Source organism: Salipiger sp. CCB-MM3 (assembly GCF_001687105.1).
Taxonomy (GTDB): domain Bacteria; phylum Pseudomonadota; class Alphaproteobacteria; order Rhodobacterales; family Rhodobacteraceae; genus Salipiger.
Genome location: NZ_CP014596.1, coordinates 197,479 through 210,867, shown reverse-complemented (window position 1 = coordinate 210,867; position 13,389 = coordinate 197,479). Strand labels below are relative to the sequence as shown.

At 66.4% G+C, this 13,389-nt stretch carries 12 protein-coding genes; all 12 read left to right on the top strand.

Annotated elements, in window-relative coordinates:
• The first annotated feature begins 4 nt into the window (after positions 1-4).
• The 12 genes from ugpE to AYJ57_RS14865 all read left to right on the top strand — a co-directional run bounded on the left by ugpE (position 5) and on the right by AYJ57_RS14865 (position 13,275).
• On the top strand, positions 5-847 hold the full coding sequence (gene ugpE, locus AYJ57_RS14920) for a sn-glycerol-3-phosphate ABC transporter permease UgpE (protein ID WP_066107660.1): 843 nt from the start codon (positions 5-7) through the stop codon (positions 845-847).
• On the top strand, positions 847-1,920 hold the full coding sequence (locus AYJ57_RS14915; RefSeq protein WP_066107657.1) for a sn-glycerol-3-phosphate import ATP-binding protein UgpC: 1,074 nt from the start codon (positions 847-849) through the stop codon (positions 1,918-1,920). The genes ugpE and AYJ57_RS14915 overlap by 1 nt, the downstream gene beginning before the upstream one ends.
• Positions 1,917-2,894, top strand: coding sequence for an endonuclease (locus AYJ57_RS14910; RefSeq protein ID WP_066107654.1), 978 nt, complete (start codon positions 1,917-1,919; stop codon positions 2,892-2,894). The genes AYJ57_RS14915 and AYJ57_RS14910 overlap by 4 nt, the downstream gene beginning before the upstream one ends.
• A 722-nt stretch (positions 2,895-3,616) precedes the next feature.
• Positions 3,617-4,312: a protein TolQ gene (gene tolQ / locus AYJ57_RS14905; protein ID WP_066107651.1), complete on the top strand. Its 696-nt coding sequence runs from the start codon at positions 3,617-3,619 to the stop codon at positions 4,310-4,312.
• Positions 4,313-4,315: 3 nt separating this feature from the next.
• Complete coding sequence (gene tolR, locus AYJ57_RS14900; protein ID WP_066107648.1) at positions 4,316-4,807, top strand: protein TolR; 492 nt, start codon at positions 4,316-4,318, stop codon at positions 4,805-4,807.
• A gap of 10 nt (positions 4,808-4,817) precedes the next feature.
• On the top strand, positions 4,818-6,056 hold the full coding sequence (locus AYJ57_RS14895) for a cell envelope biogenesis protein TolA (RefSeq protein WP_066107643.1): 1,239 nt from the start codon (positions 4,818-4,820) through the stop codon (positions 6,054-6,056).
• A gap of 203 nt (positions 6,057-6,259) precedes the next feature.
• Positions 6,260-7,594 (top strand): Tol-Pal system beta propeller repeat protein TolB, encoded by a 1,335-nt coding sequence (gene tolB / locus AYJ57_RS14890; protein ID WP_066107640.1) that lies wholly within the window; start codon positions 6,260-6,262, stop codon positions 7,592-7,594.
• Positions 7,595-7,762: 168 nt separating this feature from the next.
• The gene (gene pal / locus AYJ57_RS14885; RefSeq protein WP_066107637.1) at positions 7,763-8,293 is read left to right on the top strand and encodes a peptidoglycan-associated lipoprotein Pal; all 531 of its coding nucleotides are present in this window, start codon (positions 7,763-7,765) and stop codon (positions 8,291-8,293) included.
• Between the two features lie 11 nt (positions 8,294-8,304).
• Positions 8,305-9,150, top strand: a complete 846-nt coding sequence (gene ybgF / locus AYJ57_RS14880) for a tol-pal system protein YbgF (RefSeq protein ID WP_066107635.1) — start codon at positions 8,305-8,307, stop codon at positions 9,148-9,150.
• 20 nt (positions 9,151-9,170) lie between these two features.
• Positions 9,171-10,496, top strand: coding sequence for a tRNA lysidine(34) synthetase TilS (gene tilS / locus AYJ57_RS14875; RefSeq protein ID WP_066110340.1), 1,326 nt, complete (start codon positions 9,171-9,173; stop codon positions 10,494-10,496).
• 92 nt (positions 10,497-10,588) lie between these two features.
• A complete protein-coding gene (gene ftsH / locus AYJ57_RS14870) occupies positions 10,589-12,502 on the top strand; it encodes an ATP-dependent zinc metalloprotease FtsH (protein ID WP_066107632.1) in 1,914 nt (637 codons plus the stop codon).
• A complete protein-coding gene (locus AYJ57_RS14865; protein ID WP_066107630.1) occupies positions 12,499-13,275 on the top strand; it encodes a methyltransferase domain-containing protein in 777 nt (258 codons plus the stop codon). Before ftsH ends, AYJ57_RS14865 begins: the two co-directional genes overlap by 4 nt.
• Positions 13,276-13,389 lie beyond the last annotated feature (114 nt).

Sequence of the window (13,389 nt, the reverse complement as noted above, 5' to 3'; positions counted from 1 at the left end):
CGCCATGCAGAAAATCAAACCCCTCGACCACCTGATCCTGATCCTCGGCGCGCTGTTTCTCTGCACGCCGGTGGTCATGGCGCTGATGTCCTCGACCCATGCGGCGATCGACATCCATTCGAATGGCCTCTACCTCACCCCCGGCAGCCACGGCGCCGAGACCTACGGCAAGGTGCTGACCCACAAGGGCGGCTTCACCGGCGACGTCACCGGCCTTTTGATGCTGGGCAACTCGATGATCATGGGCCTTGGCTTTGCCATCGGGAAAATCGTGCTGTCGATGTTGGCTGCCTACGCGCTGGTCTACTTCCGTTTCCGCTTTGCCACGCTGATGTTCTGGGCGATCTTCGCCACGCTGCTGCTGCCGCTCGAGGTGCGCATCGTGCCCTCTTATCAGGTGATGTCGGAGCTGCATCTGCTCAACACCTACACCGGGCTGATCGTGCCGCTGCTGGCCTCGGCCACCGGCACGTTCTTCTTCCGGCAGTTCTTTCGCTCGGTGCCGGACGAACTGCTTGAAGCGGCGCGGATCGACGGCGCGGGGCCGGTGAAATTCTTCATCGACGTGCTGGTGCCTCTGTCGAAAACCATGATGGCGGCGATCTTCATCATCATGTTCATCTACGGCTGGAACCAGTACCTCTGGCCGCTGCTGATGACCACGGACGAGAGCTTTTACACGCTCATGCGCGGCATCAAGTCGATCCTGCAGGTCTGGGTCGGCAGTCAGATCCCCGATTACAACGAAGCCTTTGCCCTCGCGGTGCTGGCCATGGTCCCCCCGGTTGCCGTGGTGGTGATCTTTCAGCGCATGTTCATCAAGGGCCTGACGGAAAGTGACAAATAATGGCTGAGCTTACTCTCAAGTCGGTCGGCAAGACCTACTCCGGCGGCGTCGATGCCGTCTCCGATGTGAACATCGATATCAAGGACGGCGAGTTCATCGTGCTCGTCGGCCCCTCGGGCTGTGGCAAGTCCACGCTTCTGCGCATGGTGGCGGGGCTGGAGACGGTCACGCGCGGCGACGTGATGATTGGCGGTCGGCGGGTGAATGACCTCGATCCGGCCGAGCGCGACATCGCCATGGTGTTCCAGAACTATGCGCTCTACCCGCATATGTCGGTGCGCGACAACATGGCCTACGGGCTGAAGAACCGCGGCGAAAGCAAAGCGGTGATCGAGGAGCGCGTGGCCGAAGCCTCGCGCATGCTGGAGCTTGGGCCGTATCTTGACCGCAAGCCGCGCGCCCTGTCGGGCGGTCAGCGCCAGCGGGTCGCCATGGGCCGCGCCATCGTGCGCCAGCCCGCCGCCTTCCTTTTCGACGAGCCGCTGTCGAACCTCGACGCCAAGCTGCGGGTGTCCATGCGGATGGAAATCCGCAAGCTGCAGCAGCGGCTCGGGACGACCTCGCTCTACGTCACCCACGACCAGCTCGAGGCGATGACGCTCGCCGACCGGCTGGTGGTGCTGAACGGCGGGCGGGTCGAGCAGATCGGCGCGCCGCTCGAGGTCTACCGCAAGCCCGCGTCCACCTTTGTTGCCTCCTTTATCGGGGCTCCGGCCATGAGCCTTCTGGACGCGCGGATCGAGGGCGGGCGTGTGCTGCTCGAAGGTCATGCGCTGGCCGAGGTGGGCAATGCGCCGGGGCCGGTGACGCTGGGCTTCCGGGCCGAGGATCTGCGCATCGTCGAGACCGGCGGCCTGCCGATGCGGGTGGAATACGTCGAGGAGCTGGGCGCGCAGCGCATCATCCACGGCATGGTGGGCGATCAGGCCCTGGCAGTCACCGACATGCATGATACGCCGCTCTCGCAAGTGATGCGCGTGGCCTTCGACCCCGCTCGGCTGCACCTTTTCGATGCGCAGACCGGGCGCCGCTTCGAAAAATCCCTGCAGCGCATGGCGGAGGCGGCGCAATGATCCGCGAGACGACGCAAGCGCTGCCGGTGCCGACAGGCGCTGACCTCGCGCTGCATGACCTGCCACGAGAGATCGCCGCGCATGACGCGCATATGGCCACCGTGCCCGGCATGAACCTTGTCGAGGTCGGTGGGAGCGGGCAGGCGGCGCCTCTGGCGCTGCCGCTGACGGTTGCGGCCTGGAACCTCGAACGCTGCCTTTTTCCCGAGGCCTCGGCGGCGCATGTGCGGGACTGCGATCTTGTGCTGGTCTCCGAGATGGACCACGGCATGGCGCGCACCAAGCAGCGCAACACCACCGCCGACATGGCCGCAGATCTGGGCATGGCCTACGCCTATGCAGTGGAGTTCCTTGAACTGGGCCTTGGATCGCCGATCGAACACCAATTCTGCGACGACGATCACAACGCGCTTGGCTATCACGGCAACGGGCTGATGGCGCGAAGCGCGCTGCACGATCCCTTCGCACTGCGGCTCTGGGGGCAGCGGCAATGGTTCGCGGATGGCGAGCAGCCGCGCCTCGGTGAGCGCATTGCCGTTGGCGCTCGGATCGAGACCGAAGCGGGGCCTTTTATTGCCGTCTCGACCCACCTCGAAAGCGCCTGCGGCCCCGAGCATCGCGCGCGTCAAGTGGCGGGACTGATCGAAGCCTTGGACTCGGCTTTTCCGGCGCTGCCCCTCTTGATTGGCGGCGATCTGAACACCGGAAATCACGCGGGCGGCGACTGGCGTGCCGAGGGGCTTTTCGAGGTTGCGCGGGCGGCCGGCTTCTCTGCCCATGGTGGGCCGGAGGATGAGCCGACCACGCGCCCGAGCCTGATCACCCGCTGGCCGGAGCGGGCGATGAAACTCGACTGGTTCCTCGCGCGTGGTATGCGATTGGGAGAAGTCGAAATCCGGGCTTCGCTTGGGGCGGGTGGGACGCCGCTGTCGGATCACGACGCGGTGGTCGTACGTATCGAAGGATTGGACTGAGGCCCGTTCCCATCGGCAGACATCTTGGTGCAAACCTAGCCGAAGCGGTCTCCGTTCGTATGATCGGTGAGGAACGGAGCTACTGCACGAGTGACAGGCTCTGCCGGTCTCTTGCGGCAGGGGTCTTGTCTCGGCTTCCGCTCGTCTCCTGGCCAGAAGAACTTAGCCGATCGCTCCGGCTTCAAACGGTCCAGTTCACATGACGCAGGGCACACGCCGAAACTCATGGAGATCCGGCTGTAGCTATAGCCGCCGTATCTACGGCCAACGCGGCGGTGTGGGGTAGCAGCTGCTCTCTATCACCCAATTTAAGACGCGGCTTGCGCTGCGTGGTCGGGTTGCCGGTCGAGCGCAACCGGCAGCCCATGCTCGGAGAACAGCCAGTGCCAGATCCATTATAAGTAAGTGTCCTTGTGCACGAGATCGGTTCGCGGAAAGTCTTTATCCCCGCTGCAGCGCGGTCGAGGATGTTGCAACGAACATCCATTCGCCAAGGCTTCTAGCAAGGAGTGCGGCGGTGGCGATTTCGGAACCACCTTCGTCTTGCGCGTAATGCCCTGCATGCCGCTACGGAAATCGGCGATTTCCTGCGGGAAATGCGGCGCCCTGACACCAAAATGACGCCATTGTGTTGGTGTCGGCGCTGCAAATCGGCTATGTAGACCGATAATCAGAGCCTCGGCACAGAGGCCATTTCATAGCCCATGAGGAAGAGCAGGCTTATGGACGCAAATACCCTCGCGCTCGCGCAGGAGATCGATTTCTCCATGTGGGGGCTCTTTGCCCGCGCCACACTGACCGTTAAGCTGGTGATGCTGATGCTGATCCTCGCTTCGGTCTGGGCTTGGGCGATCATTTTCGAGAAACTCGTCGCCTATCGGCGCGCCCGCCGCGAAGCCGCTGTCTTCGACCGCGCGTTCTGGTCCGGCGAGCCGCTGGACGAGCTGTTTGACCAGATCGGCCCCGAGCCGCGCGGACGCGCGCAGCGGGTCTTTGCCGCAGGCATGACCGAATGGCGCCGTTCGCATCGCGGCGACGGCGGCATGATCGCCAACGCCAGCGCGCGCATCGACCGTTCGATGGATGTGGCGATCCAGAAAGAGGCCGAGGCGCTGCAGCGCGGACTGCCAGTGCTGGCCACGGTCGCCTCGGCGGCGCCCTTCGTCGGTCTTTTCGGCACGGTCTGGGGCATCATGCATGCCTTCATCGAGATCGCCGCGCAGCAGGACACCTCGCTGGTGGTCGTGGCTCCGGGGATCGCCGAGGCGCTCTTTGCCACGGCGCTCGGCCTCGTCGCGGCCATCCCGGCGGTGATCTTCTACAACAAGCTCTCGGCAGACTCGGACCGCGTGATCGCGGGCTATGAGGCTTTTGCCGATGAGTTCTCCACCATCCTGTCGCGCCAGCTGGACGCCTGAGCCATGGCCGGAGGCGTGATGAAAAAGGGAGGCGGCGGCGGTCGCCGCAGGCGGCGCCGCTCTGGTGGCGGCGGCCAGCCCATGGCCGAGATCAATGTCACGCCGATGGTGGACGTGATGCTGGTGCTGCTGATCATCTTCATGGTCGCGGCCCCGCTGCTCACCGTGGGCGTGCCCGTGGAACTGCCGAAAACCGCCGCGACCGCGCTGCCGAACGAGGCCGAGGAGCCGCTCACCGTCACCATTGCCGCCGATGGCATGGTGATGATCCAGACCACCGAGGTGGCGATGGACGAGCTGACGCCGCGCCTGCGGGCCATCGCCGAGGAACGCAGTGACGACCGCATCTTCCTGCGCGCCGACGGCTCGGTGCCCTATGACACCGTGGCCAAGGTGATGGGCGCGCTGAACCGTGGCGGGTTCTCGTCGATCGGTCTGGTCACCGACACCGGCGGCCCGGCGCTCGATGGCGCGGCCGGACTGTCTGGCAACTGAGGGAGCGCCCTTGCGCAAGAGCCTCTATATTTCGGGCGGTCTGCACCTTGCCGTGATCCTCTGGGCGATCTTCGGCAATGTGTTCCGCCCCGATCCGCCGCAGGTCGAGACCTCGGCGGTGACGGTGATCTCGGAAGCCGAGTTCGCCGCGATGACCCGTGCCGCGCAATCGCCAGAGACTGCGCAGGAGGTCGATGCCCCGCCCGCGCCCGCTCCGGAACCCGAGCCCGAGCCGGCCCCCGCGCCCGCCGAGCCGGAACCCGCGCCGAGCCCCGAGCCGCCGCAGCCCGCGCCCGAACCGGCACCGGAAACCACCCCCGAGCCGGTGGCACCGCCTGCGCAGGTGACCCCGCCCGATCCCACCGAGCCGATCTCGCCGCCGACGCCCGAGGCCGTTGCGCCGCCGCCGGTGCTTGCGCCCGAGGTGGCCGACCGCCCGGTGCCGCGCCCGGCGCCGCGCGTGGCGCCCGAACCCGTCGCCCCGCCCGAGCCCGACACGCAGGTGGCCGAAGAGGTGCAGCAGGCCGCCGAGCCCGATGCCGAGGCACCGCAGGTGGCCGAGGAAGAGCAGGAGGCGACGGCGCCCGAGGAAACCGCGACCGAGATCGTCACCGAGGCCGAGGAACCCGCCGCGGCGGCAGAGCCGGTGCCCGATGCGCCGGTGCTCGCGCCCGACGCCTCGCGCCGCCCGCTGACCCGTCCGACCAAGCTCGCGCAGCGCCCCGAGCCGCAGCCGGAACCGGAGCCCGCGCCCAAACCGGAGAAACCGGCAGAGCAGCCGCGCACCGAAACCGCCGAGCGCAAGCCCGAGCCGCCAAAGGAAACGCCGCCAGCGCAGGACAGCGCGGACGATGCCGTGGCCGATGCCATCGCGCAGGCGCTTGCCGGCGGCGGTGGCGGCGCGGCGCAGCAGAGTGGTCCTTCGGGGCCGCCGCTGACGCAGGGCGAGCGCGACTCGTTGCGTGTGGCTGTACAAAAGTGCTGGGTCGTGGATGTCGGCAGTCAGGCGGCGAATGTGACCGTGACCGTCGGTATGGATATGGACGCTTCGGGCCGCGTGGTCTCGTCGAGCCTGAAGATGCTGGGCTCGTCGGGCGGCGATGCCTCCGCGGCAGAGACCGCGTTCCAGAACGCGCGGCGCGCCATTCTGCGCTGTCAGGGGGACGGCTATTCGCTGCCTGCCGACAAATACGACCAGTGGAAGACCATCGAAATGACCTTCAATCCCGAGCAGATGAGGCAGCGGTGATGGGGCATTTCGGCAAGCGCCTGCATTCAGGTCGACGCACAGCCTGGCACACAGGTCAGCATACGGGCCGACTTGGGCCGCATGACACGGCTCTTTGTCCGGGGCGGGGTCCCGCGCTATGTTCGCCCCGAGGACGACCAAAAGCAGGCAAACTGGCAGGTAATCCGCGGCGCGGCACGGCGACCGGGAAGGAGACTACGAGCATGACAAGAATTCTGGCCCTGATCCTTGCCCTCGGCACCGCCGGGACGGCGGTGGGCGTTGCGGCACCGGCGCTGGCGCAGGATGGCCCTTTGCGCATCGAGATCACCGAGGGCGTGATCGAACCGCTGCCCTATGCGGTGCCCGATTTCGTCGCCGAGGGTGGCAACGCGGCGGAGTATGCGCAGCAGATCAGCCGGGTGATCGCCGAAGACCTCAGCGGCACCGGCCTCTTCCGCGAAATTCCGCGCGATGCGCATATCAGCCGCGTGTCGAATTTCTCCAGCCCGGTGCAATTTTCGGACTGGAAGGCGATCAACGCGCAGGCGCTGATCACCGGCGCCGTCAGCTCTGACGGGGCAGGGCGGCTCACCGTGAAGTTCCGGGCTTGGGATGTTTTTGCGGGTACCGAACTTGGCGACGGCATGCAGTTCTCGGCCACCACCGATGGCTGGCGGCGGCTGGCGCATAAGGTCGCCGATCAGGTCTATTCGCGCATCACCGGCGAGAGCGGCTATTTCGACAGCCGCGTGGTCTATGTCTCGGAGAGCGGGCCGAAGGATGAGCGCGCCAAACGCCTCGCGGTGATGGATTACGACGGCGCCAATGTGCAGTATCTGACCGACAGCCGCTCGATCGTCATCGCGCCGCGCTTCTCGCCGAACGGCGACCGGGTGCTTTACACCAGCTATGAGACCGGCGAGCCGCGCATCCATGTGCTCGACGTGGGCTCTGTGCAAAGCCGCATCCTGCCGACCTCGGACGGGGTGATGAGCTTTGCGCCGCGCTTCTCGCCTGATGGCTCGCAACTGCTCTATTCGATGACCCGCGGCTCCAACACCGACATCTACGCGATGGACATCAACTCCGGCCAGACCCGGCAGTTGACCACCGCGCCCTCGATCGAGACCGGCGCCAGCTTCTCGCCCGACGGCAGCAAGATCGTCTTCGAAAGCGACCGTTCGGGCAGCCAGCAGCTCTATGTCATGCCGGTGAGCGGCGGCGAGCCGACCCGCATCAGCTTTGGTCAGGGCCGCTATGGCACGCCGGTCTGGTCGCCGCGCGGCGATCTCATCGCCTTCACCAAGCAGAACGCCGGGCGCTTCCACATCGGGGTGATGCGCACGGACGGCTCGGAAGAGCGGCTGCTCACGGCCTCTTTCCTCGACGAGGGCCCGAGCTGGGCACCGAATGGCCGGGTGCTGATGTTCGCCCGTGAGACGCAGGGCGCGCAGGGCGCAAGCTCGCTCTACACGGTCGACATCTCGGGCCGGAACCTCAAGCGGGTGCGCACGCCTGACGGGGCCTCTGACCCGAGCTGGGGGCCGCTGCAGTAACGGCAGGACAAATGGGTGCGCTCCGCCGGAGCGCGCCCTTCGCTTTGCGTCCCAATGCGCCGGAAACAATTCTCTCAAAAGGGTTATCCGCGCTCAGAGACGCCACGTTCCCAAGACTTTCGCGCTGTGATAGCCTTGCGGCAAACAAACGAGCAGGACAGTGATCCAATGACATATCTTCCGAAGGTTCTGATGCTGGTGGCCGGTCTTGGCCTTGCTGCCTGCACCAACCCCGACCGTTTCAACGAAGGTGCCTATGGCGCCGGTGCCGGCGCGGGTTATGGCGCGGGCGCCAATGGCGGCATGGTGCCGGGCTCGGCGAACGACCCGACCTCCTCGGCCTACTTCAATCAGGCGATCGGCGACCGCGTGCTCTTCGCCGTCGATCAGTCGACGCTTTCGGCACAGGCGCAGGCCACGCTCGACGCGCAGGCGCAATGGCTGATGACCAACTCCGATTACCTCGCGGTGATCGAAGGCCACGCCGACGAGCAGGGCACCCGCGAGTATAACATCGCGCTTGGTGCGCGCCGCGCCAACGCCGTGATGGAATATCTGATCTCCAAGGGTGTGGCACCGACCCGCCTGCGCCAGATTTCCTACGGCAAGGAGCGTCCGGTCGAGATTTGTTCGGAAGAAGCCTGCTACGCCAAGAACCGCCGCGCGGTGACGGTGATCTCCATGGGCATGACGAGCTGAAGGAGGGCCTGATGCGTCTGACCGGCATTGCCCTATGTCTGGGCCTGATCGCGAGCGGCGCGCAGGCCCAGCAGAGTGAGACCCTGGCGGACCTCCGCCAGGAGCTTGTTATGCTCGACAGTCAGCTCAAGAAGCTGAAGCAAGAGCTCAACACCACCGGCATTGGCACGGCCAATGTTGGCGGCAGCACGCTTGATCGGGTCAACGCGATCGAGGCCGAACTGACCCGGCTCACCGCACGCACCGAAGAGCTGAGCCACCGGATCGACAGCGTCGTCAGCGACGGCACCAACCGGATCGGCGATCTGGAGTTCCGCATCTGCGAGATCGAACCGGGCTGCGACATCGGCAACATCGGCCAGACACGCCCGCTTGGCGGCGATCAGCCGGCGACCTCGGGCACGCCTGCGCCCGCGCCGTCGCAGAGCGCTTCCTCTGGCGGGGACGCGCTGCCGTCGGACGGGGCCGAGCTGGCAGTTGGCGAAGAAACCGATTTCCGGCGAGCCCAGGAGGCGCTCGCCAACGGTGACTTTCAATCCGCCGCGAGTGAGTTTGCGTCCTTCCGCCAGACCTACCCGGGTTCTCCGCTAGAGGCGGCAAGCTATCTCGGCGAGGGCCGGGCCCTGAGCGAGGCAGGTGACACGCGCGAGGCCGCGCGGCGCTTCCTCGGCGCCTACGCCAACTACCCCGAAAGCGAGGTGGCCCCCGATGCGCTGTGGCGGCTTGGCGCGGCGCTTGGGCAGCTTGGCAGCACCAATGAGGCCTGCGTGACGCTGGGCGAGGTGGCCACCCGCTATCCGGGCAATGCGGCCGTCGCCAAGGCGCAGACCGAAATGGACCGTCTCGGCTGCCAGTGAAGCAGCCGGGAGTGACCGCGGTGACGCCAACTCTGGACCAGCGCTTTGCCGATGCCATGGGCGCGGCGCTGGGGCCTGACTTCCCTTCCGATATCGCGCTGGCCGTCTCTGGCGGCGGCGACAGCATGGCGATGCTCACGCTGGCGCACAACTGGACCCATGTCTGGGGCGTTCGCCTGCATGTGGTCACCGTCGATCACGGGTTGCGGCCCGAGGCGGCGGACGAGGCACGCATGGTCGCGCAGACCTGCGCCGAACTGGGCTGGCCGCACAGCACCCTTCGCTGGAACTGGGACGGGCAGGGCAACCTGATGGATGCGGCGCGGCGCGCGCGTCTGTCGCTGATTGGCGGCTGGCGCGGCGATATTCGCGACGTGCTCATGGCGCATACCGCGGACGACATGGCCGAGACTTTCCTGATGCGCCTTGCCCGCGGTGCCGGGGTCGAGGGGCTGTCGGCGATGCAGCCGGTGCGCGAGGTCTTTGAACCGGGCGAGACCCGGCCCATGCGCATCATTCGGCCCTGCCTCGACATGCGCCGCGAGGAGTTGCGCCACTACCTTCGCGTGCTCAAGGGCACATGGGCAGACGATCCTTCGAACGAGGATGACAGCTATGACCGGGTGCGCGCCCGCAAGCTGATCGCCCGGCTCGAGGCGGAAGGTGAGCTCTCCGGCCCCGACCTGACAGCCGCCGCGAAGCGCATGGCGCGGGCGGGCGAGGCGCTGCGCGCGCGCGCGCTGCAGGTCTGGAAAGAGATCGCCGTTGCCACGCCTCCCGAGCGCGTGGGCGATCTGCTGTTCGATCAATCCGCCTTCCAGACCATCGAGCGTGACACCCAGTTGCGGCTGCTCTCCGCCGCGCTGCAGTTCGTCTCGGGCGCAGAGTACCGCCCGCGCGAGGCGCCGCTCGAGGCTCTGCTCGACCGGCTGCTTGGCGGGGGCGGCGGCACGCTGCATGGCTGCGAGCTGCGCATCGAGCGCGGGCGGGTCGCGATCTTTCGCGAGTATGATGCTGTGCGTGAGACTGTCTGCGCCGCCACCCAAAATGCGCTCTGGGATGGCCGCTGGCGGCTCTGCCTCAACGCGGGGCAGGACGCGGGGAAGGGCACCGAGTTGCGCGCGCTTGGCGACGACGGCTGGGCGCAGCGTGACCGCACCGCGCCGCCGCCGGTGCCCTATCACGCCGCCCGCTCGGCACCGGCGCTTTTCGACGGTGCGCGGCTGGTGGCCTGTGATGCGGTGGCGCTTTCGGGGAGCGCCGCACCCGTCTTTGAGCTCTGCCGCTCCGGTCGCAAGGGCCTGAGCTTCGCGGCATTCCTGCAATCCGGCCCGCAAACCGGGTGAAATCGCATTGAACCGGCTGGCTCAGCCCTTATGTTAGGCACACATCGCGTCTTCGCGAGAAGCGCGAGATACGTCATTTTAGGAGGCCGTCCTTGGGCAACGCACGAAATATCGCCTTCTGGGTCGTTCTTTTCCTGTTGATTCTGGCGCTCTTCAACCTCTTCTCCGGAGGCGGGAGCACGCTGCAGAGCCGGGAAATCAGCTACTCGGATTTCATGGAGGCGGTCGATTCTCAATCCGTCAGCACCGTCACCATCGACGGCGAGCAGATCCGCTACCGCGGCAACGACGGACAGGATTACGTCACCGTCAAGCCCGAGGATGCCCGGGTCACCGATACGCTGATCGATAAGGGCGTCACCGTGCGCGCAGAGCCGCAGGAGCAATCGGGCTTCCAAGCGTTCCTGCTCAGCCTTCTGCCCTTCCTGCTGCTGATCGGCGTGTGGATCTATTTCATGAACCGCATGCAGGGCGGCGGCAAAGGCGGCGCCATGGGCTTTGGCAAGTCCAAGGCCAAGCTGCTGACCGAAAAGCATGGCCGCGTCACCTTTGACGACGTGGCGGGCATCGATGAGGCCAAGGAAGAACTCGAAGAGATCGTGGAATTCCTGCGCAACCCGCAGAAGTTCTCGCGCCTCGGCGGCAAGATCCCCAAAGGCGCTCTGCTAGTGGGCCCTCCGGGCACCGGTAAAACGTTGCTGGCGCGCGCCATCGCAGGCGAGGCGGGCGTGCCCTTCTTCACCATTTCGGGCTCGGACTTTGTGGAAATGTTCGTCGGTGTCGGCGCGTCCCGCGTGCGCGACATGTTCGAGCAGGCCAAGAAGAATGCCCCCTGTATCGTCTTCATCGACGAGATCGACGCCGTGGGCCGCAACCGTGGCTCGGGCTACGGCGGTGGCAACGACGAGCGCGAACAGACCCTCAACCAGCTGCTGGTCGAGATGGACGGTTTCGAGGCCAACGAAGGCGTGATCATCATCGCCGCCACCAACCGCCGCGACGTGCTTGACCCCGCGCTGCTGCGTCCGGGCCGCTTCGACCGTCAGGTCATGGTGGGCAACCCCGACATCAAGGGCCGCGAGAAGATCCTCGGCGTGCACGCCCGCAAGACTCCGCTTGGCCCGGATGTCGATCTGCGCATCATCGCGCGCGGCACCCCCGGTTTTTCGGGCGCGGATCTGGCGAACCTCGTGAACGAGGCGGCGCTGATGGCCGCCCGCGTTGGCCGCCGGTTCGTGACGATGGAAGACTTCGAGAACGCCAAGGACAAGGTCATGATGGGCGCCGAGCGCCGGTCGATGGTCCTGACCGCGGATCAGAAGGAGAAGACCGCCTACCACGAGGCCGGTCACGCCGTCGTCGGCCTGTCGCTGCCGCAGTGCGATCCCGTCTACAAGGCGACGATCATCCCGCGCGGCGGGGCGCTCGGCATGGTGGTCTCGCTGCCCGAGATCGACCGTCTGAACTGGCACAAGTCGGAATGCGAGGAAAAGCTCGCGATGACCATGGCTGGTAAGGCTGCCGAGATCATCAAATACGGCGAGCCCAACGTCTCGAACGGCCCGGCGGGCGACATCCAGCAGGCGTCGGCGCTGGCACGCGCCATGGTGCTGCGCTGGGGCATGTCGGACAAGATCGGCAATATCGATTACTCCGAGGCGCATGAGGGCTATCAGGGCAACACCGCTGGCCTGTCGGTCTCGGCGCATACCAAAGAGCTGATCGAGGAAGAGGTCCGCAACTTCATCCAGATCGCCTATGAGCGCGCCTACCAGATCCTCACCGAGAAGAACGAGGAATGGGAGCGTCTGGCGCAGGGCCTGCTTGAGTATGAGACGCTCACCGGCGACGAGATCAAGCGCGTGATGAAGGGCGAGCCGCCGAACGCATCGGGCGGCGAGGATGACGGATCGGACGACACCCCGAGCGTCACGGCCATCCCCAAGACCAAGCCGAAGGCTAAGCCGACGGACGAGGGTGGGATGGAGCCCGAACCCTCTGCATGAGCCAAGACGGTCATAAAGACTGGGACCCCGGGACCTATCACAGGTTCCGGGGTCATCGTTTGCGCCCCGCGCTCGATCTGCTGCGCGCGCTGCCGGCGCTGCCCGAGGGGCCGGTGGTGGACCTCGGCTGCGGCGCCGGGGATGTCGGTCCCGCACTAGCGCAGCTGGGCCGGAGGCTCGAAGGGGTCGATCTCAGCCCCGCGATGCTGTACAAGGCGCGCGCCACCGATTGCTACGACGCGCTGCATCAGGCCGACATCTCGGCATGGCAGGCCGAAAGCCCGCCCGCGCTGATCTTTTCCAACGCGGCGCTGCATTGGACCCATGGCCACGACATCCTGCTGCCGCGCCTGCTGGCCATGCTGGCCCCCGGCGGCACGCTGGCGGTGCAGGTCCCGGCGCAGAACGATGCGCCCTCGCACCGCATGTGGCTGGCTCTGGTCGAGGAACGCTATCCGGGCCGTGTCGATCCCGCCACGATCCCCGGCATCCTGCGCCCGGCAGAGTATCACGCGCTGCTGGCACCGCAGGGCGAGACCGCGCTTTGGGAAACCGAGTACTATCAGTATCTCGCCCCGCAGGAGAACGGCCATCCGGTGCGCCATTTCACCCAAGCCACGTTTGCCCGCCCGGTGCTGGAGCCGTTGACCGAGGCCGAGCGGACCGACTTGATCGCGGCCTATGAGGCGGTGATCCGTACGGTGTACCCGGTGGACGAGAGCGGCGGCGCGCTGTTCCCGTTCCGGCGGCTGTTCTTCACCGTCACGATCTGACAGCGGTCCGGGTCCGGCGGCGAATGCGCAGGAACCGGGTCCGATACCCCCTCGACCTTGCCGCCTATCTGTGGCCCAACTTGGCGCCGTAACGTAAGCTGTCCAAGGACCCCT

What these genes read in the sequence shown, in the direction of transcription:
- ugpE (WP_066107660.1), top strand. Translation starts at nt 5, where the DNA reads ATGCAGAAAATCAAACCCCTCGACCACCTGATCCTGATCCTCGGCGCG.
- AYJ57_RS14915 (WP_066107657.1), top strand. Translation starts at nt 847, where the DNA reads ATGGCTGAGCTTACTCTCAAGTCGGTCGGCAAGACCTACTCCGGCGGC.
- AYJ57_RS14910 (WP_066107654.1), top strand. Translation starts at nt 1,917, where the DNA reads ATGATCCGCGAGACGACGCAAGCGCTGCCGGTGCCGACAGGCGCTGAC.
- tolQ (WP_066107651.1), top strand. Translation starts at nt 3,617, where the DNA reads ATGGACGCAAATACCCTCGCGCTCGCGCAGGAGATCGATTTCTCCATG.
- tolR (WP_066107648.1), top strand. Translation starts at nt 4,316, where the DNA reads ATGGCCGGAGGCGTGATGAAAAAGGGAGGCGGCGGCGGTCGCCGCAGG.
- tolB (WP_066107640.1), top strand. Translation starts at nt 6,260, where the DNA reads ATGACAAGAATTCTGGCCCTGATCCTTGCCCTCGGCACCGCCGGGACG.
- pal (WP_066107637.1), top strand. Translation starts at nt 7,763, where the DNA reads ATGACATATCTTCCGAAGGTTCTGATGCTGGTGGCCGGTCTTGGCCTT.
- ybgF (WP_066107635.1), top strand. Translation starts at nt 8,305, where the DNA reads ATGCGTCTGACCGGCATTGCCCTATGTCTGGGCCTGATCGCGAGCGGC.
- AYJ57_RS14865 (WP_066107630.1), top strand. Translation starts at nt 12,499, where the DNA reads ATGAGCCAAGACGGTCATAAAGACTGGGACCCCGGGACCTATCACAGG.